Origin of the sequence: Sphingomonas fucosidasi (assembly GCF_036663855.1) — a bacterium.
GTDB lineage: Bacteria > Pseudomonadota > Alphaproteobacteria > Sphingomonadales > Sphingomonadaceae > Sphingomonas > Sphingomonas faeni_B.
The window spans coordinates 390,886-410,202 of sequence record NZ_JAXOJR010000002.1 but is presented as its reverse complement, the minus strand read 5'-3'; the positions used below and the strand labels follow the sequence as shown (position 1 = coordinate 410,202).

The 19,317-nt window shown below is 65.7% G+C and carries 18 protein-coding genes; 8 read left to right on the top strand and 10 right to left on the bottom strand.

Annotated features, from left to right (window positions below; genetic code table 11):
- The first annotated feature begins 71 nt into the window (after positions 1 to 71).
- From U1737_RS05400 to ppdK, 3 genes are all read left to right on the top strand, one after another.
- Positions 72 to 911 (top strand): glycine--tRNA ligase subunit alpha, encoded by an 840-nt coding sequence (locus tag U1737_RS05400; protein WP_132895809.1) that lies wholly within the window; start codon positions 72 to 74, stop codon positions 909 to 911.
- Between the two features lie 127 nt (positions 912 to 1,038).
- Positions 1,039 to 3,555 (top strand): glycine--tRNA ligase subunit beta, encoded by a 2,517-nt coding sequence (gene glyS, locus U1737_RS05395; protein ID WP_332795897.1) that lies wholly within the window; start codon positions 1,039 to 1,041, stop codon positions 3,553 to 3,555.
- Between the two features lie 63 nt (positions 3,556 to 3,618).
- Complete coding sequence (gene ppdK, locus U1737_RS05390) at positions 3,619 to 6,282, top strand: pyruvate, phosphate dikinase (RefSeq protein ID WP_332795896.1); 2,664 nt, start codon at positions 3,619 to 3,621, stop codon at positions 6,280 to 6,282.
- A gap of 221 nt (positions 6,283 to 6,503) precedes the next feature.
- Here ppdK and U1737_RS05385 read toward each other — a convergent pair whose 3' ends face one another.
- Genes U1737_RS05385 through U1737_RS05350 form a run of 8 tightly spaced genes read right to left on the bottom strand, consistent with a single transcriptional unit; the run spans position 6,504 to position 14,084 of the window.
- Complete coding sequence (locus U1737_RS05385; RefSeq protein ID WP_248522244.1) at positions 6,504 to 6,911, bottom strand: hypothetical protein; 408 nt, start codon at positions 6,909 to 6,911, stop codon at positions 6,504 to 6,506.
- Positions 6,912 to 6,965: 54 nt separating this feature from the next.
- The gene (locus tag U1737_RS05380; RefSeq protein ID WP_443027083.1) at positions 6,966 to 7,961 is read right to left on the bottom strand and encodes a type II secretion system F family protein; all 996 of its coding nucleotides are present in this window, start codon (positions 7,959 to 7,961) and stop codon (positions 6,966 to 6,968) included.
- Positions 7,962 to 7,967: 6 nt separating this feature from the next.
- A complete protein-coding gene (locus U1737_RS05375; RefSeq protein WP_248522242.1) occupies positions 7,968 to 8,939 on the bottom strand; it encodes a type II secretion system F family protein in 972 nt (323 codons plus the stop codon).
- A 49-nt stretch (positions 8,940 to 8,988) separates the two neighbouring features.
- On the bottom strand, positions 8,989 to 10,272 hold the full coding sequence (locus U1737_RS05370; protein WP_248522240.1) for a pilus assembly protein CpaE: 1,284 nt from the start codon (positions 10,270 to 10,272) through the stop codon (positions 8,989 to 8,991).
- Entirely contained in the window at positions 10,272 to 10,901 is a 630-nt protein-coding gene (locus U1737_RS05365) for a CpaD family pilus assembly protein (protein ID WP_332795895.1), read from the bottom strand. Before U1737_RS05365 ends, U1737_RS05370 begins: the two co-directional genes overlap by 1 nt.
- A 34-nt stretch (positions 10,902 to 10,935) precedes the next feature.
- Positions 10,936 to 12,516 carry a type II and III secretion system protein family protein gene (locus U1737_RS05360; protein WP_332795894.1) on the bottom strand — a complete coding sequence of 527 codons (1,581 nt, stop codon included), beginning with the start codon at positions 12,514 to 12,516 and terminating at the stop codon, positions 10,936 to 10,938.
- Position 12,517: 1 nt separating this feature from the next.
- Positions 12,518 to 13,561: a Flp pilus assembly protein CpaB gene (gene cpaB, locus U1737_RS05355; RefSeq protein ID WP_248522235.1), complete on the bottom strand. Its 1,044-nt coding sequence runs from the start codon at positions 13,559 to 13,561 to the stop codon at positions 12,518 to 12,520.
- A gap of 46 nt (positions 13,562 to 13,607) precedes the next feature.
- Positions 13,608 to 14,084: an A24 family peptidase gene (locus tag U1737_RS05350; RefSeq protein ID WP_332795893.1), complete on the bottom strand. Its 477-nt coding sequence runs from the start codon at positions 14,082 to 14,084 to the stop codon at positions 13,608 to 13,610.
- Positions 14,085 to 14,103: 19 nt separating this feature from the next.
- Here U1737_RS05350 and U1737_RS05345 point away from each other — a divergent pair, with 19 nt between their 5' ends.
- The 5 genes from U1737_RS05345 (at position 14,104) to U1737_RS05325 (ending at position 17,724) form a co-directional block, all read left to right on the top strand.
- Positions 14,104 to 15,078 carry an alpha/beta fold hydrolase gene (locus U1737_RS05345; protein ID WP_332795892.1) on the top strand — a complete coding sequence of 325 codons (975 nt, stop codon included), beginning with the start codon at positions 14,104 to 14,106 and terminating at the stop codon, positions 15,076 to 15,078.
- 35 nt (positions 15,079 to 15,113) lie between these two features.
- Entirely contained in the window at positions 15,114 to 16,160 is a 1,047-nt protein-coding gene (locus tag U1737_RS05340; RefSeq protein WP_443027091.1) for an NAD(P)/FAD-dependent oxidoreductase, read from the top strand.
- 38 nt (positions 16,161 to 16,198) lie between these two features.
- Positions 16,199 to 16,372, top strand: a complete 174-nt coding sequence (locus U1737_RS05335; protein ID WP_332795890.1) for a YegP family protein — start codon at positions 16,199 to 16,201, stop codon at positions 16,370 to 16,372.
- Positions 16,373 to 16,718: 346 nt separating this feature from the next.
- A complete protein-coding gene (locus U1737_RS05330; RefSeq protein WP_332795889.1) occupies positions 16,719 to 17,351 on the top strand; it encodes a hypothetical protein in 633 nt (210 codons plus the stop codon).
- Positions 17,352 to 17,379: 28 nt separating this feature from the next.
- On the top strand, positions 17,380 to 17,724 hold the full coding sequence (locus tag U1737_RS05325; RefSeq protein ID WP_332795888.1) for a hypothetical protein: 345 nt from the start codon (positions 17,380 to 17,382) through the stop codon (positions 17,722 to 17,724).
- A gap of 178 nt (positions 17,725 to 17,902) precedes the next feature.
- Here the strand turns inward: U1737_RS05325 and rnhA are convergent, their stop codons facing one another.
- Both rnhA and thrB read right to left on the bottom strand, forming a co-directional pair.
- The gene (gene rnhA / locus U1737_RS05320; protein ID WP_332795887.1) at positions 17,903 to 18,370 is read right to left on the bottom strand and encodes a ribonuclease HI; all 468 of its coding nucleotides are present in this window, start codon (positions 18,368 to 18,370) and stop codon (positions 17,903 to 17,905) included.
- Positions 18,367 to 19,317 carry a homoserine kinase gene (gene thrB / locus U1737_RS05315; protein ID WP_332795886.1) on the bottom strand — a complete coding sequence of 317 codons (951 nt, stop codon included), beginning with the start codon at positions 19,315 to 19,317 and terminating at the stop codon, positions 18,367 to 18,369. Before thrB ends, rnhA begins: the two co-directional genes overlap by 4 nt.

Sequence of the window (19,317 nt, the reverse complement as noted above, 5' to 3'; positions counted from 1 at the left end):
CCCAGCCCGTGACCCAGCCCGTGACCCAGCCCGTGACCCAGCCCGTGAAAAAGCCTCTCAGCTTCCAGCGCATGATCCTCACGCTCCACGATTACTGGAGCGAACACGGATGCCTGATCCTGCAGCCCTACGACATGGAAATGGGTGCGGGCACCTTCCACACCGCCACGACGCTCCGCGCGCTCGGCCCCAAGCCGTGGAACGCCGCGTTCGTCCAGCCCTGCCGCCGCCCGACCGACGGCCGCTACGGCGAGAACCCCAACCGGCTCCAGCATTACTACCAGTATCAGGTCATCCTGAAGCCGAGCCCCGCCAACCTCCAGGAACTCTACCTCGGCAGCCTCGCGGCGATCGGCATCGACATGCTGCGCCACGACATCCGCTTCGTCGAGGACGACTGGGAGAGCCCGACGCTCGGCGCCTGGGGTCTCGGCTGGGAGGTCTGGTGCGACGGCATGGAGGTGACTCAGTTCACCTATTTCCAGCAGATGGGCGGCTTCGACATGAAGCCCGTCGCGGGCGAACTCACCTACGGGCTCGAACGGCTGGCGATGTACATCCAGGACAAGGACTCGGTCTACGACCTGGCGTTCAACGACGCCGGCGTGACCTACGGCGACGTGTTCCTGGAGAACGAGCAGGAGATGTCGAAGTGGAACTTCGAGATCGCCGACACGGACTCGCTCTTCGACCAGTTCCGCAAGCACGTAGCGGAATGCGAGAACAGCCTCTCCGCCAAGCTCCCGATCCCAGCCTACGAGCAGGCGATCAAAGCCAGCCACATCTTCAACCTCCTCCAAGCCCGCGGCGTAATCTCGGTAGCCGAACGCCAAGCCTATATGGGCCGCGTCCGAGATCTCGCGAAGGGCGCCTGCGCCGCCTGGATGGACAAACACGGATGGGCAGCATGATGCGCCCCCGCAGCGCCGCAGGCTGTATCTCTCCTTTTCTCCGCGTCCTCTGCGCCTCCGCGCGAACAGATTTTCGCGCAGAGACGCAGAGAACGCAGAGTGTTTTTGCTCCGACCGGTGAGCCCGCATGACCGACTTCCTCCTGGAGCTCCGCTCCGAAGAAATTCCCGCCCGGATGCAGTCCAAGGCGCGTGAAGACCTCGCCAGGCTGTTCACCGCCGAGCTCGCCAAGGCCGGCATCGCCACCAGCGCGATCGTCACCTACGCGACCCCGCGCCGCCTGACGCTGATCGCGCGCGACCTGCCGCTCGAGACCGCCGCCGTCTCCGAGGAAACCAAGGGCCCCAAGACCTCCGCGCCACCACAAGCGCTCGAAGGCTTCCTCCGCAAGACCGGCCTAATCCGCGAGCAACTCGTAGACCGCAACGGCACGCTCTTCGCGGTCACCGAAAAGCCCGGCCGCGCCACCGCCGCCGTGCTCGCAGACGCCATCCCCGCGATCGTCCGCGCGTTCCCGTGGCCGAAGTCGATGCGCTGGGGCGACGCCTCCGCCAGCACCGAATCGCTCCGCTGGGTCCGCCCGCTGCAAGGCATCGTCGCGCTGCTCGGCGAAGAGATCGTGCCGTTCGAGATCGCCGGGATTGCCAGCGGCGCTGCCACGCTCGGCCACCGCTTCCACCACCCGTACCAGATCACGATCGGCGGCGCGCACGACTATGTCGAGAAACTCCGCGCCTGCCACGTCATCGTCGACCACGACGAACGCGCCACGCTGATCCGCGACCACGCCCGCGAAGCCGCTGCGCAGGCCGGGCTTGAACTGATCGAGGACGAGGGTCTCGTCGCCGAGAATGCCGGGCTGACGGAATGGCCGATTCCCCTGCTCGGCCAGTTCGACCCCGCGTTTCTCGACGTGCCCCCCGAGGTGATCCAGCTGACGGCGCGCGTGAACCAGAAATATTTCGTCTGCCGTGGGGCCGACGGAAAGCTCGCCGACGCGTTCGTCTGTACCGCTAACATTGACGCGAAAGACGGCGGCGCGAGCATCGTCGAGGGCAACCGCAAGGTCCTCGCCGCGCGGTTGTCGGACGCTAAGTTCTTCTACGACACCGACCTCAACACCAAGCTCGACGACCTTCGTCCGAAGCTCGAAAAGATCGTCTTCCACGAAAAGCTCGGCACGGTAGCCGACAAGGTCGACCGCGTCGCGAAGCTCGCGCGGTGGTTGGTAGAAGAAGGCATCGTCCTTCCTTCTGCTTCGACCACCGTCACAAATTCCGTCACCCCAGCGAAAGCTGGGGTATCCGCGGGGAGCGAGGGGCACTTGCCCCATGAGACCCCAGCTTTCGCTGGGGTGACGGCTGAGGCTCGGGCGGAACTCGCCGCCCAAGCAGACCGCGCAGCCCGCCTCGCAAAGGCAGACCTCGTCACCGGCATGGTCGGCGAGTTCCCCGAGCTGCAAGGCCTGATGGGCGGCTACTACGCCGCCGCGCAGGGCGAGCACCCGGCCGTCGCCACCGCCATCCGCGACCACTACAAGCCGGTCGGGCAGGGCGATGATGTCCCCACCGACCCGGTAACTGTTGCGGTAAGCTTGGCGGACAAGCTGGATACAATTTACAGCTTTTTTCAGACGGGCGACATCCCGACTGGGTCGAAAGATCCGTTTGCCCTTCGACGCCAAGCGCTTGGTGTAATCGCGCTTATTACCACGAACAATGTTCGCGGTAGTTTGCGAAAGGCTCTGCATCAGGCTGGTCAGAACCGCTTCAATCAAATTATGGATAGCGCGGTAACGAAAGGCTCAAAACTAGAAGCCTTTATACTGGGCGCGATGCGAGGCGAAAAAACCGCTGACAATTGGATGGCGCGCCTCGAAGATGCGATGTCTACTGACGTAGGCCCCGCGGAATTAACGCTCGCAGACAACGGCATGGAACAGGTTGTCGTCGCGTTCAAAATGCAAGATCATTGGCCGAAGTTGGCAGACCGTCTGCTCGACTTCTTCGCCGACCGCCTCAAAGTCCAGCAGCGCGAAGCCGGCGTCCGGCACGATCTGATCGACGCGGTGTTCGCGCTCGGCGGCGAGGACGATCTCGTCCGCTTGCTCGCGCGCGTCCACGCGCTCCAGGCGTTCGTGACCACCGAGGACGGCGCGAACCTGCTCGCCGGCTACAAGCGCGCCGCCAATATCTTGAAGAAGGAAGGCGGCGCCCAACCAAAGCCCGTCACCCCAGCGAATGCTGGGGTATCCGCGGGGAGCGAGGGACAGGAGCCGCAGGAGACCCCAGCGTTCGCTGGGGTGACGGACGCGGCTACTGGGTTGACGGATGGGGCGGGGGATGACGTTGTGGTCGGAGGGCCCGCGCAACAAACGCCGTCCTACACCCCCGAACCCGCAGAGACCGCGCTGATGACCGCGCTAGACTCCGCCGAACCCCGCGCCACCGCCGCGCTCGAACGCGAGGATTTCGCCGCCGCGATGGCGGCTCTTGCAAGCCTCCGCGCGCCGATCGACGCGTTCTTTGATAGCGTTATCGTCAACGATCCCGATCCCGCCAAGCGCTCCGCCCGTCTCGCGCTACTTGAGCGTGTTCGCGCCGCAGTGCACAATGTCGCGGACTTCTCGAAGATCGAGGGCTGATCCGCCCCGTTTTCAAAGCCTTTCACTGCCGCCCTGCGCGCAACAACACCTAGAGGACCTGTGATGACCCAATATGTGTACCGCTTCGGCGGCGGTGTTTCGGATGGCGGCAAGGGCGACAAGAACCTGCTCGGCGGCAAGGGCGCGAACCTCGCCGAGATGGCGTCGATCGGCCTCCCGGTCCCGCCGGGCTTCACGATCTCGACCGATTTCTGCGCGGTCTATTACGACGAGGGCGGCCAGTTCCCGCAGAGCCTGCGCGACGAAGTCGCCACCGGCCTCGCCCATATCGAAGGCGTCACCGGCAAGAAGTTCGGCGACCCCGCCGACCCGCTGCTCGTCTCTGTCCGGAGCGGCGCCCGCGCCTCGATGCCGGGTATGATGGACACCGTCCTCAACCTCGGCCTCAACGACCAGACCGTCGAGGGCCTGGCCGCCAAGTCCGAGGACGCGCGCTTCGCCTGGGACAGCTATCGCCGCTTCATCCAGATGTACGCCGACGTCGTCCTCGAACTCGATCACGGCGCGTTCGAGGAAGCGCTGGAGATCGCCAAGGAAGACCAGGGCTTCACGCTCGACACCGAACTCTCGGCCGACGACCTACGCAAGCTCGTCGCGGAGTATAAGGGCCTCGTCGAGAAGCTCTGGGGCAAGCCGTTCCCGCAGGATGTCCACGACCAGCTCTGGGGTGCGGTCGGCGCGGTGTTCGGCTCGTGGCAGTCCGAGCGTGCGAAGGTGTATCGCCGCCTCAACGACATCCCCGGTGGCTGGGGCACCGCGGTCAACATCCAGGCGATGGTGTTCGGCAACATGGGCGACACCTCGGCGACCGGCGTCGCGTTCACGCGCGACCCGTCGAAGGGCGACCGCGCCTATTACGGCGAGTTCCTGATCAATGCGCAGGGCGAGGACGTCGTCGCCGGCATCCGCACGCCGCAATACCTGACCAAGACCGCGCGCGAAGACGCCGGCGCCAAGGCCTCTTCGATGGAAGAGGCGATGCCCGAGGTCTATCACCAGCTCGCCGACGTGTTCGACACGCTCGAAAACCACTATCGCGACATGCAGGACATCGAGTTCACGGTCGAGAAGACCAAGCTCTGGATGCTCCAGACGCGCGCCGGCAAGCGCACCGCCAAGGCCGCGCTCAAGATCGCCGTCGACATGGCGAACGAAGGTCTCATCACCCGCGAGGAAGCGATCCTGCGCGTCGAGCCGATGGCGCTCGACCAGCTGCTCCACCCCACGCTCGATCCCAAGGCGCACCGTGACGTCCTGACCAAGGGCCTTCCCGCATCGCCGGGTGCAGCCTCGGGCGCGGTCGTGTTCGACGCCGACGCCGCGGAGAAGAAGGCCGCCGACGGCGTCGCGGTCATCCTCATCCGGACCGAAACCTCCCCCGACGACATCCACGGCATGCACGCGGCCAAGGGCATCCTGACCGCGCGCGGCGGCATGACCTCGCACGCTGCCGTCGTCGCACGCGGCATGGGACGCCCCTGCGTTTCCGGCGCCGGCACGCTCTCCATCGACGCCAAGGCGAAGATCATGCGCTGCGGCGGCCGTGAGGTGAAGGAGGGCGACCTGCTCACGATCGACGGCACCACCGGCGAAGTGATGATCGGCGCGGTCGCGACCGTGCAGCCCGAACTGTCGGGCGATTTCGCGACGCTGATGGTCTGGGCCGACGAGGTCCGCCGCCTGAAGGTCCGCGCCAACGCCGAGACGCCGGAAGATTGCCGCGTCGCCCGCGAATTCGGCGCCGAGGGTGTCGGCCTGTGCCGCACCGAGCACATGTTCTTCGAGAGCAGCCGCATCACCAACGTCCGCCAGATGATCCTCGCGTCGGACGAGAAGGGTCGCCGCGTCGCACTCGAAAAGCTGCTTCCCGAACAGCGCAAGGATTTCACCGAGATCCTCGAAGTGATGGCGGGTCTCCCGGTAACGATCCGCCTGCTCGATCCGCCGCTCCATGAATTCCTCCCCCACGAGGAATCCGAATTCGCCGAAGTCGCGACCGCGGCGGGCGTCGACGTCGACACGCTCAAGCGCCGCGCGGCGGAACTGCACGAGTTCAACCCGATGCTCGGCCACCGCGGCTGTCGTCTCGGCGTAACCTATCCCGAGATCTACGAGATGCAGGCGCGTGCGATCTTCGAGGCGGCGGTCGACGTCGCGGAGAAGTCCGGCGCGGCCCCGATCCCCGAAGTCATGATTCCGCTCGTCGCCACCCGCCGCGAGCTGGAACTGATGAAGGCGGTCGTCGACAAGGCTGCGCAGGCCGTATTCGCCGAAAAGGGCCGCACGATCGAGTATCTCGTCGGCACCATGATCGAGCTTCCGCGCGCAGCACTCCGCGCCGGTGAGATCGCGGAAGTCGGCGAGTTCTTCTCGTTCGGCACCAACGACCTGACGCAGACGACGCTGGGCGTCAGCCGAGACGACGCCTCGCGCTTCCTCGGCGCGTATGTCGAGCAGGGCATCTATGCGAAGGACCCGTTCGTCAGCATCGACGTCGAGGGTGTGGGCGAGCTGATCGAGATTGCCGCGGAGCGTGGGCGCAAGACGCGGACGGGGATCAAGCTTGGGATCTGCGGCGAACATGGCGGCGACCCGGCAAGCATCGCGTTCTGCGAAAAGGTCGGGTTGGATTACGTCTCGGCCAGCCCGTACCGCGTGCCGATCGCCCGCCTAGCAGCGGCACAGGCTGCGCTCTCAAAGAAGTAATACGGAACTAGAATAGCACCACCCCGGCGAAGGCCGGGGCCCAATTGGAACGTCCAGAGTAACGAAGGACTACCCCCAGTTACTCAACGCTCCCAATTGGGCCCCGGCCTCCGCCGGGGTGGAATAAGAAAAGAATGTGTCCCCGCGAAGGCGGGGACCCAGACTGGGCTCCCGCCTTCGCGGGAGAACAAGGATGCGGGGGCTAACCCACCCCCAAAACCTCACCGACGCTGGTCGAAGTCAAACCAACCACGCTTCGTCCCATCGGCATTATACGCCGGCCGAGCATAAGCCGGCCGCGCCGCAGACAGCGCCCCGGACCGCGACGTATCGACAATCGGATCACGCCCGACAACCGGCGCCCGCTCGACCACCGGCGCCGCAACCCGCGCCGTCTCGACCTCCTTCACCAACCGGGCATTCTCGCGCTCGGCCTCGACCGCCCGCTTCTCGGCCGCTGACGCGCGAACATCGCCATCCTTCTTCACCGAAGCATGCGCGTCCCGCTCCGCCAGATAGCGCGCCTTCCACTTCTTGCCGCCCGGATGGCTCGCCAATCCGAACAGCCAGCCGGCAACGAAAACCAGCGCAAGCGCCGCAAACTGCGTAGGTGTGGAAAACAACGGCATCGTAAAAACCCTCCTGTTACGGGAGCCCAACGATCGGCCGCGCCGCCGGTTGCTTCAGGTCTTGATCAGCGCGTCGGAGATCGAACACGCCGCCGGCCCGAGGATGACGACGAACAGCACGGGGAGGATGAACAGGATCAGCGGGATCGTCATGATCGCCGGCAAGCGCGCCGCCTTCTCCTCCGCCCGCATCATCCGCTCGTTGCGGAATTCGCCCGACAGCACGCGCAGCGCGGACGCCAGCGGCGTGCCGTATTTCTCGGTCTGGATCATCGTCGTGACGACGCCCTTCACCGCATCCAGCTTCACGCGCTGTGCCAGATTTTCGAACGCCGACCGCCGGTCCGTCAGGAAGCCGAGTTCGATCGCGGTCAGCGTGAACTCCTCGCCAAGCTCGGGATATGCCCGCCCCAGTTCGCGCGCGACCCGGTGGAACGCGGCATCGACGGTCAGACCTGCCTCCGCGCAGATCACCAGCAGATCGAGCGCATCGGGAAGCCCCTTACGGATCGCGTCGGAGCGCTTCTTGATCTTGTTGTCGAGATACAGATCCGGCGCCTTGTAGCTCAGGATGAAGGTCAGCGCGACGAGGCCGTATTTCTTCAGCGGCGACCAGGTCGCGAAGCCGTCGGTGCCGTACACCCAGTACAACATGGCGCTGCCCAGCACGATCGGCAGTACCAGCCGGCCGAAGATCACCGCCGGCGCCCATTCCTTCGACCGGATCCCGGCCTGCATCAGCTTGAGCTGGACCGCCTTGACCTGGCTGTCCTGCAACATCTTCATCGACGACAGCATGCCGCGCATCTTGTCGGCGGTGTCGTTGCGCTGGACGAGCTTGGCGCGGCGCTTGGTCGAGGCGGTGATGCCTGCCTTCAGCTGTTCGCGGCGGTCGTTGAGCGCCTTGACGCGCTTTGTCATCGGATCGCTGGCCGTGGTCGCGGCATAGATCGCGACCATCACCGCGAACGCGGCAATGCCCGACAGGATCGTCGCGACCGTGAGTACGTCGAAACCAAGTAGGGTAGGTCCGCCGGTGGTGCCCATCATGTGCCCCTAGATCTCGAAGCTGATCATCTTGGACATGATGAAGGCGCCGATCGCCATCCACACCATGCCGCCCATGCCGATCGCCATCAGCCGCTCGTCGATGAAGAAATTCTGCATGTAGGTCCCGTTGATGAACCAGATCAGCCCGAAGACGATGAACGGCAATGCGCCGATGATATACGCCGATGCCTTGGATTCCGACGACATCGCCTTGATCTTGAGCTTCATCTGGCCGCGCATGCGCAGCACGTGCGACAGGTTGGCCAGCGTCTCCGCCAGATTGCCGCCCGTCTCGCGCTGGATCGCGATGGTGATCACGAAAAACTGGAATTCGGGCGTGCCGAGCCGGTCCGCGGTATCCTGAAGCGCGGCGTCCATCGTTCGGCCGATCTTCATCTTGTCGCTGACCGAACGGAATTCCTCGCCGACCGGACCCTCCACTTCTTGACCGACGACGCCGATCGTTTCGCTGATCGGCAGGCCGGAGCGGAGCCCGCGCACTAGCAGGTCTATCGCGTCGGGGAACTTGGCGGTGAACTTGCCGATACGCCGTTGGATCGTCTTGCTGACGACGAAATGGGGTAGGCCCACGCCGACGAAGACACCGAACAACAGCGCGAGCAGGATGGGCAGGCCTTTCAACAGCATCAAAGCTGCAATCACCAGCGCGATCCCCGCGGTCGCCAGACCATATTGGCCGACCGTCCACGTCTTGCCGGTCATCGCCAGGCGCTTGGCGAGTTGTTCGGGGTTGGGCAAGATCCGGGTAAAGGCGAGATCCATTTTGGTATCGCGGTTGGTCGAAATTCGCCGCAGCTGCGCTTCGGCAACCACCAGGGCGTCGCCATGACGCTCGCGCAGCGAGGCGATCCGCCGCGACTGCGCGCGTCCGGCTGACGGGCCTGCAAAAGCGAATACGACCATCCCGAGCACGATCGCGGCGCCGAGGATGACCAACAGGAATGGCATCATCTCCATCGCGCCTATCGCCTTCCGCCCGTCGTCGTCGATATGGTCCGGCTGTCGCTCATGGCGTTTTCGCCTTGCCCGTACGCTTGGGGATCAACCCCTTCAGGTCGCCGAACTTGCCGATCAGCGACTTGCCCTTTGGCTTCGCGCCGTCGGTCGCGCCCTCCGGCACGGCCGAGGCGATCGCGGTAGCGAGTGCGGTGATCGGTGCGATGGTCTTCGACGTCTTGCCGACTTCGACGAACGGCTTGCCGAGCTTCGCCGCCTGCGATGCGAGCTTCTGGTCGAACGACACCAGGTAATCGATCTTTCGCTCTATCGAGCCTTCGAAATCCTTGCGGCTGATTTCGAGCTGACCGCCGGCGTGCATCCGGTTGGCCAGTACGAACAACCGCGTCTGCGGTGCGTTCGTCTTCATCCAGGACAGGATACGGATCGTGTCGCGCGCCGATGCGAGCGTCAGTTCGGTAACGATCACACCCAGTTGAATGTCGCTGACGAGTTGCGGATGCTGGATCAGCATCGCGCGTGGCAGGTCGACGACGGTGCATTCGAACGCCGCGCGCATTTCCTCCTGCAATTGATAGAAGGCCGATCCGTCCGTCACGAGCGGCGCGTTGATCGGCGCCTCCGCCGACAGGACCGACAGATTCTCCGATGCCTTGACCATCGCACGCTCGATGAACAGGCCGTCGATCCGGCTTGGATTGTCGATCGCATCGGTAAGGCCCCGTCCCGGCTCGAGATCGAGACTGAGTGCCCCGGTGCCAAAATGGACGTCGAGATCGAGCAGCGCGGTAGCACGCTTCTCCTTGTCCGCGAGCAACCAGGCCAGGGACGTCGCGATCGTCGAAGCGCCCACGCCACCACGCGTGCCGATCACCGCCACCGAGCAATGTGGTCGATCGGTCGAAATCTCCACGTGCTTCGGTGTGTTCAGCAGCGCCTGAGCATGCCCGAATGCCTCGCGCAGCATGTCGGCATGCAACGGTTTCAGCAGATAGTCCTGGATCCCGCTCGACACGAGATCACGATAGAGGCGGACATCGTTGACCTGTCCCGCGGCAATTACGACCGTTCCCGGTTCGCATACTTCCGCAAGCGCGTTGATGTCGTTGAGCGGGTCGCCGGATTCGGCGAGATCGACGAACAGGATCTGCGGCGAGGCCGACACCGACAGCGACTGGATCGCGTTGCGCAGGCCACCCTTGTGGATCTTCTCGACCGCCCAGCCGAGTTCGCTGGCGATCGGGCGCAAGGCCTCGGCGGTGATCTCGTCGCAGACATAAGCGGTGAAGGGCTCGCGGTGCGCGATGCCGCCCGGCTTCCAGGGTGCGTTCATCACTTGCCTCCCGTGCTGACTGCGGTGAGGCCGGCGGCGCCGGTGGGCGGCTTCTTGCGATAGGTATCGATCGCCTTGTACGACAGCGCCGCGTCGGTGGTCTCGGTACCCGGTGTCCCGCGCACGAGATCGGCGGGATTGGCGATCATTGCCGCGAGGTTGCGATTGGTCGCGCAGCCATAGTTGGACGAGGTGTTCGCTTCGAAGTCGTTCGTCGAATCGCGCGACCAGTCGGGGCAACCGGGCACGGCCGCGCGCATCCGGCTGACCACCACGCGGATCGATCCGGGTGTCGCGGGGGCCGGCGTGACGGGCGCATCGGCGCTCAGCAACAGGCCGTAGCGGGAAATGACCGCGGATACGTCATCACGAGCGCGAAATCCTTCCGCGGCCGGATCGTCGATCGTCACCCGGTCACCATAACCGAGCCGCATCGTCTCGACCCAACCCGCCAGACGTTCTGTTTCGCCGGAGGCGAGCGCGCCGCCTGCGACGCCCAGGTCGAGGGCATAGTCGGTACGGCTGACGACCGGTTGATGGACCGATTCGAGGCCGCGATTCTCCGTGCCCATGCAGCCGCCGAGCAGCAGTGCGGGGACGAGAGACGCTAGGATCGATTTGTTGATCATCGGATATCCTTGGTGCGTTGCGCGAATGCGCGGCTCAATTCGAGAAGCCGGGAGCGGGCACGACGCCCTTTTTCGATTTCGTGCCGGTCTTGGTATCGGGACGGGGCACGGCGTCGTCCTCGGTGCGACGAACGTCCCCGCGTGGCATCGGCAGGACCGGGGCGGCCGCGCCGACCGATGGCTGGGCGTAGGTCGGCGGCGCGACCGTCGGCACCGGCCGCTTGCCGCCGCCGCTCGCGCTGAGCGTACCCAGCAAGACCCGGTCGAGATCGCCCGGCGTCCGTGCACCGTCGGTCGGCAACGCGATGTCGCTCGCATTGTTGACCGGCTTCACCAGATACGGGGTGATGACGATGACCAGTTCGGTCTCGTTGCGCTGGAACGCGTTGGACCGGAACAGCGCGCCGATGATCGGCAGGTTCGAAAGCCCCGGCGTCTTGTCGTAAGAGTTATTGTGGCTGTTCGACAGCAGGCCGCTGATCATCATGCTCTGGCCCGAACCCAGTTCGACGGTGGTCTCGGTCCGGCGGGTTGTTATGCCTGGCACGCGCGTGCTGTTCAGCGTCACGGCATTCGAATAATCGAGTTGCGAAACCTCAGGGCGAACCCGCAGCGAGATCCGGCCATCCGACAAGACCGTCGGCGTGTACGCTAGGCTGACGCCGTATTGCTTATACTCGATCGAGATCGTGCCGAGCGCCTGCGCCAGCGGGATCGGGACCTCGCCGCCCGCCAGAAATGTACCCGTCTCGCCCGACAAGGCCGTCAGATTCGGGTTGGCGAGCGTCGTCACCTGGCCGATGGTCTCACCCAGATCGATCGCGCCGATCAGGTCGAGCCCGAGCAGCTTGCCGGCAAGACCGAACGTAGAGCCCAACGTCGTTTGCGTGACCCCGCTTTGAACGGGCGCGGTGAAGCCCGTCGACAGCGTGCCGCCCGGAACAAATTGCGTGCTGGCGCCGCGGCCCTGGGCAACGCCGAATTTGAAGCCCCCCGTACCGTCTCGGCTTTGCACGTTCACCCCGATGTTCTTGATGAAGCTGCGGGTGACTTCGGCGATCCGCACTTGCAGGTTCACTTGCAGCGGTGTCGCGGTCTTCAGGCGAGACAAAACCTTCGTCGAGTCGCCGACGAAGGCCTGCACCAGCCGCTCGGCCTCGGCGGCGTCCTCGGGCGCCAGAACCGTGCCGGTGAGCAGGATAAGGCCGTTCATCGGCGTCGCGACGACCTGTGCCTCGGGCATCGCCAGCCCGAGCATCTGCTGGACCGAATCGAGGTTGTTGCCGACCCGGACGGTCGCCGCATAGACCACCGCGCCACCCTTGGTGGTCGCAGAAATCGTCGTCTCGCCGGTCTTCTTGCCGAATAGATATAATTGCGTCGGCGAGCGAACCTGGACGTCGGCGATCGTATCGTCCGCCACGAACAGGTCGGTCATCGGCCGGGCCAGCGTCACCAGCCGACCGCGGCCGGTGTTGACCTGTACGACGGGCGAGCCGGTCGTCACGGCCACGGCGGCTTGGCGTTGCGCGAGAGCGGGAGCGAACGGCGCGGCGCTGGCCGCGGCCAGGGCGATGGCCAGAGGCCAACCCGGCGACGTCATCGGAATACGCATCTCAGTTCTTCCCCCCGACCGGAACGATCGTGATTGCGTTGCCGCGCGCCACCCGTACGATCGGCCCCTGTACGGCGACCCCGGCAGCTCCGCTGGCGACTGGTGCCATCGGCATTGTAGACATCCCCCCCTGGCCGCCGCCGCTTTCGCGCGGTTTCCCTGGGACCGAGCTCCGCTGATAGCGCGAGACGTCGGCACCCGTCTGATAGCTCGAAGTCCCCCCCTGGGGTTGGCTCGCAAGCCGCATCATCATCGCCTTCTCGGCCTTCGGATCGGTGCCGTCGGGCACCTTCACGGCCCCGGAGGCGATCGCCTCCTCGAGTTCGGCGGAATTGTCGGCGATCGAGCGCAGCGACAGCGACAACGTGCCGAGGGTCTGCGCGACCGCGACCTGCTCCGCCATCTTCGGCGTCGCCTCGATCGTCACGTTCGAGAACGCCTGGACCTTGGTCTTGCCATCTTCGCCGACCAGATTGTCGGTGCGCTGGTCGGTCGCGAGCACGCGGACGTTGCGCATGATCGTCTCGGACACCTTGAGCGGTTCGCCGTCGCCGCCGCCCGGCACCGCCTGCGTCAGCACGAGATCGATTCGATCGCCGGGAAACACGAACCCCGCGACCGCGGCCTGGGCCGAGACGGGGACGGTGACCGCCCGCATGCCTGGCCCCAGCGCGGCGGCGAGGAAACCGCGATCGCCCGGCTTCACCAACGACCCCTGCGTCACCGGCTGCCCGGCGGTGATGATGCTGCGCACCACCGTGCCCTGCAGCGACTGGAGGTTGGTCTTGTCCCGCAGGTAATAGGCGTTGTCGACCAGCTCCTTGGGCCAGGGCTGAAACTTCAGCGCGGTCGCATCGAGGATCGTGCCGACCGGCAGCGAGCGGGTCGCGACCAGCACTTCGGGCCCGTCGACGACCGGCGCGGCCATCACGACGGCACCGGCTTGCGGCGCAGAGCTGCCGGCGATCAGCGTTCTGGCAAAGAATGCCGTGATGGCGGCGACGATCAGCGCGCCAACCAGCAATATGATCTTACGACTGTCCATGACTAGTTCGTGCCTTTCAGGCGCCGGTATTTTGCTTCGGCGTTAATCATGACTGAAACTGATTAAGGAGTGGTTCGCGCAGCGCGAGTAGCCCGGCCATTGCTATCGCAACGCCGTATGGCACTTCGATCTGACCCGAGTTATTCTTGATGCCGCGCTCGATCATCATGACGACCGTCACCACCCCGCCGGCGATCGACATCACCATCAGCATCGATAGGAAGGCGGGGAACGGCAGCCACAGCGCGAGCGCGACGATCAGCTTGACGTCGCCGCCGCCCATCATCCCGAAATGGAATGCGACGAGGAAGACCGCGAACACCGCGAGCGCCACGCCGATCTGCAACGCCATGTCGGGCCAGATGCTCAACCCATTGGCATACCACCAGACCGGCGCGAGCAGCGCGACCGTGGCGGTCTTCCAGTTGGCGATCTCGCGCGTGCGCGCGTCCTGGATGCCCGCGGAGACCAACAGGCCGCCGAGCACGAGAATCAAAATTGGAAGAGCAATGTTCCACCCCATCGGCTAAGCCCTAACGGAGATGGCTTTCGAAAAAGTAACCGTCCCGACCGGTCCTGCATTCGACCCCGTGCGCCGCGCGATCCCTGCCGAGGCGCAGGTCGGTCATTGGGTCGCACCTGATGGTTGGAAACTGCGCCGCTTCGACTGGCCGGCAGCGAACCCGCGCGGACGGCTGCTGTTCCAGACCGGCCGCGGCGATATCTTCGAGAAGTATCTGGAGACGTTCGCGCACTTCCATGCCCAGGGCTGGTCGGTCACCGCGTTCGACTGGCGCGGGCAGGGGGGCTCGGGGCGGTTGTCGCCGGACCCGCATGTCGGCCATGTCGGCGACTATGGCATCTACGACGCGGACCTCGCGGCGTTCTGGGCGGACTGGAGTGCGGAGGGCGCGGGCCCGCGAATCGTTCTGGGGCACTCGATGGGCGGGATGATGGTCGTCCGTGCGCTCGCGGCGCGGTCGATCGATCCCGAGGCGGCGATTCTCGTCGCGCCGATGATCGGTCTGAAATCGCCGATCGGTGCCACCGTCGCCGCCCGCATCGCGCGGTGGATCGCGGCGCGCGGTGACCCGATGCGCGCGGCGTGGCGCGGCAACGAGCGACCCGGCGCGCTAGCGTCGCGCCGATCGCTGCTGACGCATGACGGCGATCGCTATGCCGACGAACGCTGGTGGCAGGACCGGCATCCCGAACTGGTGCTCGGACCGCCGAGCTGGACTTGGCTCGCGCACGGATTCGCGGGTGCCGCCGCACTCCTATCGGATCCCAGGATCGAGACGATCGCAACGCCGGTGTTGATGCTGATCGCCGACGCCGACAAGCTGGTCGACCCGCGCGCGGCTTTGCGGCTCGGCGCGCGCCTGCCCGATGCGCAGATCCTCCGGTTCGGGCCCGAATCAGCGCACGAGATCCTGCGCGAGGCGGACGGCGTGCGCGACCGTGCGCTGGCGGCGATCGATTCGTTCCTCGCGGCCGTCGTGCCCGCACGTCGGTGACGCCGGTCTACGACATCGCGATCGTCGGCGCGGGCATGGCGGGTGCCAGCCTCGCCGCCGCGATCGGATTGCGCGCCACCGTGCTCGTACTCGAAGCGGAGGCCTCGCCCGGCTATCATGCTACCGGCCGCTCGGCCGCGTTCTGGTCGGAAACCTATGGCGGCCCCGATATCCAGCCGCTCACCACCGCCTCGGGTCCGTTCCTCGAAGCCGGCGGGCACCTCGCGCCGCTCGGTTCGCTCCACATCGGTCGCGCCGAGGACGAGGCGGCGATGGAAGCGTTCCTCGCCGAGTTCGCCGACAGCGACGTCGTCCTCGACCGAGTCGATCCGGCCGCGTTCGTACCCGGTCTCCGCGCCGAATGGACGCTCGGCATCCAGGAAGCGAGCTGCGCCTATATCGACGTCGCCGCGCTCCACGCCGAGAGCATCGCCACCGCGCGCCGCGCCGGCGCGAACTTCGTCACCAATGCCGCGTTCGTCGGCGCGACCCGCACCGCCGGTGTCTGGACCATCGATACGAAGGCCGGCATTTTCCAGACCCGCACGCTCGTCAACGCCGCGGGCGCCTGGGCCGACGACGTCGCGGTGCGCGCGGGCGTCCATCCGCTTGGCCTGACCGCCTATCGCCGGACGATGGTGCAACTTCGTACCGACCCGGGCGCCCCCGAGGGCCTGCCGCATATCGCCGACATCGCCGGGCGCTTCTATTTCAAGCCCGAGCCCGGCGGTCGCCTCTGGCTCAGCCCGCACGACGAAACGCCGACCGACCCGTGCGACGCCGCGCCCGAGGAGATCGACGTTGCTATCGCGGTCGACCGGTTCGAGCACGTCGTCGACTGGCGCGTCGCCGCGGTCGAGCGAAGCTGGGCAGGCCTGCGCACCTTCGCGCGCGATCGCCTGCCGATCTACGGCTTCGACCGCGACGTGTCCGGCTTCTTCTGGTGTGCAGGCCAGGGCGGCTTCGGCATCCAGACCGCGCCTGCCGCGGCATTGCTCGCCGCCAGCCTCGTGCTCGGCACGCCTCCCGATCCGGCGGTCGCGGCGATCGACCCGGCACGCTATTCGCCCGATCGGTTTTGAGTTAGCCTGCGACCTCCTTTCACCGAGGGATAGTCGATATGGCGCACAAGTTCGTGATCGAGCAGAACAAGGCCGGCGAGTATGTCGCCAAGTTCAAGTACAACAGCGAAACGATGTTCTGGACCGAAGGCTATTCGAGCAAGGCCGGCGCCCGGAACGCGATCGAGTCGATCATCAAGAACGGCCCCGCCGCGCCAATCGACGAAACCTGACGAAATCGCCCGAGTCGTGCGGCCGTCCTGAGCGAAACAGGGCGCCGGGCGACCGTATCGGGCTCCTATCGCGTCGAATTTGAAGCTGGCACGCGCCCGGATTCCGCACAATTCGCATACCAATGTGCTGCATGAATCACATTTCATGCTGGAGAAATTCCGGATCTGTTCTCGTAAAAATCCAACGATAATGACTTAGTCTCGGAAACTAGAGAAATGTTAATTTATCTACTTGGTTAACACGCCATCAACTGCGGGTCGGCAGAGCAAGTTCACGGCTTCCGGATAGAGCATTCGGAAAAACCTGTGATGTCGGCACCTCGTAGTTGTTGAGGGTGTAACGATCATGGACGAACTCTTCGTGGGAAGTGCGGTTTCGACAATCAGCGCGCGTGGCGAACTGACCCTTCCCGAACATTTCTGCATTACGATACAGGCACGACAAGCGCGCGAGGATCTGTTCATCGGTCTTCACGCCGACGATCCCTGCATGCTGGTCTACGATCGCCGCAGCGTTGCCGACCAGCATTGTGCGCTGTCCGAGCTTGGCGGCGAGCCGTCGTGGGACAGCGGGACACGCGACACGCTGCTGCGGCGACGCCTCGGCTTCGTCGCCCCCGCACAGATGGACGGCAAGGGGCGGCTGCGCATCGCGTCGTGGATGCGGTCGCGGCGGGGTGTGCGCCAGCGCGCGCTGCTGGTCGGCATGGGCCGTCATTTCGAAGTCTGGAACCTGGATCAGGTGCTCGAACAGGGGCCGGGCGACCTGATCGTGCTGGCCGCGCTGCATCTCGATTCGCTCACTCTGGCATCGCCCACCATCAAGGAGGATCATCATGAACCTGCTCTGTCACGCCTCGGGGCACGTCGCCGCGCCGCTCGTCCTGGAAAATCAGGGGTTCCTGTTCAGCCGCTGCCAGCGCTGCCGGCACGACCTGATCCGCTCCGCGCCATCGGTGGTCGGGTCGGCGGCCGATAGCTGGACCGGCGTTCCGGAAGGATTGCGGGTGGCATGGCGTTCGACGGACGTATCGGCGTTCGATCGGCCGTCATGGTTGCAGCAGTCCTGGGCCCGGATGCGGAACCGCGGCCAGCAAACCGCGATCGCGGTCGGCGACGCGGCGCAGGTCGCGCTGGCGGTGGTCGGCTGGCACGCCACCGACGCGGCCCGCCGTGCCAAGCAGACCACGCTCGCCGCCTACCGCTCGGGCCGGCGCGTGATCCGCCTGCCGCGCCCTGCACGGCCACCCCATGCGGGCATCGTCATCATCAACCTGACGATGAACCGCGACCCGTCCTGGCGGGAAACGGTGCGCTCCGACACGCAGTTCGGCGACGTGGTAGGGGCGTGATCTCCATAATCCTCCCCCGCTAGGGGGAGGTGGCGCCGAAGGCGACGGAGGGGGAGGACACGGAACCGGCGTTTACCTATCCTCCCCCTCCGTCAGGCGAGAGCCTGCCACCTCCCCCTGGCGGGGGAGGATCGAAGCGAAGCCGAAACCGGTGCGTGTCGATCGGCTGGAACCGGCTTCAGCGCCGCCCGGCGGCGACCGCGGCATCGCTGGCCAGCTTGTCCGCGCGCTCGTTCTCCGGGTGGCCCGCGTGACCCTTGACCCATTGCCACTCGATCTTGTGCCGCGCGACCGCCGCCAGCAGCGCGTGCCACAGTTCGGCGTTCTTCACCGGCTTCTTGTCGGCGGTCTTCCAGCCGTTGCGCTGCCAGCCCTTCACCCACTTGGTCAGGCCGTCCATCACGTATTTGCTGTCAGTGTACAGCGTCACCGCGCACGGCCGGGTCAGCACGTTGAGCGCCTCGATCGCCGCGGTCATCTCCATCCGGTTGTTGGTCGTCGGCGTCTCGCCACCCGACAATTCCTTCTCGTGCGTGCCCATGCGGATCACCGCACCCCAGCCGCCAGGCCCCGGATTGCCCTTGCACGCGCCGTCGGTGAAGATTTCCACCTTCGTCATGGTCGGGGCAGCTACGTCGTCAGTCATGCGAATAGATCGTCCTTGCGATACGCCTCGAACCGCCGCCAGTACGCCAGCGGGTCCTTGCGCGTCACCAGCGCATCCGCCGGCGTGTTGAGCCAATCCCACGCCCGCGTCGCCAGGAAGCGAAGGCACGCCCCCTGCGCCAGCACCGGTAGCGCCGCGCGCTCGGCCGAGGACAGCGGACGCCGATCGACATACCCGGCGACCAGCGCCTTGCCGACCCCGGCGTCATAACCCTCGCCCTGCGCATCGAACGCCCAGGCGCTGTGCAGGATCGCCAGGTCGTAGGCGCGGATATCGGTGCACGCGAAATAGAAGTCGATCAGCCCCGTCACCCGGTCGCCGAGCATCAGCACATTGTCGGGAAACAGGTCCGCGTGGATCACGCTGCGCGGCAGGTCGCTGGGCCACGCGGCGACGACCGCGTCTGCCGCGGCACTCACCGTATCGAACAGCCCCGGCTCGATCGCATCGAGATCGCGGCCACATTTCGCCAGCAAGGCGCGCCAACCGTCTGGCCCCAGCGTATTCGGCCGCACGCCATCGAACCCGGCGAGGCTGACGTGCATCGCGCCCATCGCGGCACCTGCCGCATACGCCTGCGCCTCGCTCGGATGCGACACCGACACCCCGGTCAGGAACTCAATCAGGCACGCCGGCCGCCCGCAAAGCTCGTGAATCAGCGCGCCGCTGCGATCGGGCAGCGCGCGCGGCACCGGGTTGCCGTCGACCGCGAGATGGTCGAGCATCGCCATGAAGAACGGCAGGTCGTCCGCCGATACGCGCTTTTCGTACAGCGTCAGGATGAACCGCCCGGTCGTCGTGTCGACCAGGTAATTGCTGTTCTCGACCCCCTCGGCGATGCCCTTGGCCGAAACCAGTTCGCCGTGATCGAACTTGGCGAGGAACGCGCCCAGCGCCTCGGCCGAAACCTGCGTGTAGACCGCCAT

Bases quoted from the DNA above. Each gene is read 5' to 3' on its own strand.
- U1737_RS05370 (WP_248522240.1), bottom strand. From the start codon at position 10,272: ATGAACGCACCCTGGAAGCCGGGCGGCATCGCGCACCGCGAGCCCTTC.
- U1737_RS05350 (WP_332795893.1), bottom strand. From the start codon at position 14,084: ATGGGGTGGAACATTGCTCTTCCAATTTTGATTCTCGTGCTCGGCGGC.
- U1737_RS05345 (WP_332795892.1), top strand. From the start codon at position 14,104: ATGGCTTTCGAAAAAGTAACCGTCCCGACCGGTCCTGCATTCGACCCC.
- U1737_RS05385 (WP_248522244.1), bottom strand. From the start codon at position 6,911: ATGCCGTTGTTTTCCACACCTACGCAGTTTGCGGCGCTTGCGCTGGTT.
- rnhA (WP_332795887.1), bottom strand. From the start codon at position 18,370: ATGACTGACGACGTAGCTGCCCCGACCATGACGAAGGTGGAAATCTTC.
- U1737_RS05340 (WP_443027091.1), top strand. From the start codon at position 15,114: ATGGCGGGTGCCAGCCTCGCCGCCGCGATCGGATTGCGCGCCACCGTG.
- U1737_RS05375 (WP_248522242.1), bottom strand. From the start codon at position 8,939: ATGGAGATGATGCCATTCCTGTTGGTCATCCTCGGCGCCGCGATCGTG.
- U1737_RS05400 (WP_132895809.1), top strand. From the start codon at position 72: ATGATCCTCACGCTCCACGATTACTGGAGCGAACACGGATGCCTGATC.
- glyS (WP_332795897.1), top strand. From the start codon at position 1,039: ATGACCGACTTCCTCCTGGAGCTCCGCTCCGAAGAAATTCCCGCCCGG.
- U1737_RS05365 (WP_332795895.1), bottom strand. From the start codon at position 10,901: ATGATCAACAAATCGATCCTAGCGTCTCTCGTCCCCGCACTGCTGCTC.
- ppdK (WP_332795896.1), top strand. From the start codon at position 3,619: ATGACCCAATATGTGTACCGCTTCGGCGGCGGTGTTTCGGATGGCGGC.
- U1737_RS05335 (WP_332795890.1), top strand. From the start codon at position 16,199: ATGGCGCACAAGTTCGTGATCGAGCAGAACAAGGCCGGCGAGTATGTC.
- thrB (WP_332795886.1), bottom strand. From the start codon at position 19,317: ATGGCGGTCTACACGCAGGTTTCGGCCGAGGCGCTGGGCGCGTTCCTC.
- U1737_RS05360 (WP_332795894.1), bottom strand. From the start codon at position 12,516: ATGCGTATTCCGATGACGTCGCCGGGTTGGCCTCTGGCCATCGCCCTG.
- cpaB (WP_248522235.1), bottom strand. From the start codon at position 13,561: ATGGACAGTCGTAAGATCATATTGCTGGTTGGCGCGCTGATCGTCGCC.
- U1737_RS05380 (WP_443027083.1), bottom strand. From the start codon at position 7,961: ATGATGGGCACCACCGGCGGACCTACCCTACTTGGTTTCGACGTACTC.
- U1737_RS05330 (WP_332795889.1), top strand. From the start codon at position 16,719: ATGGACGAACTCTTCGTGGGAAGTGCGGTTTCGACAATCAGCGCGCGT.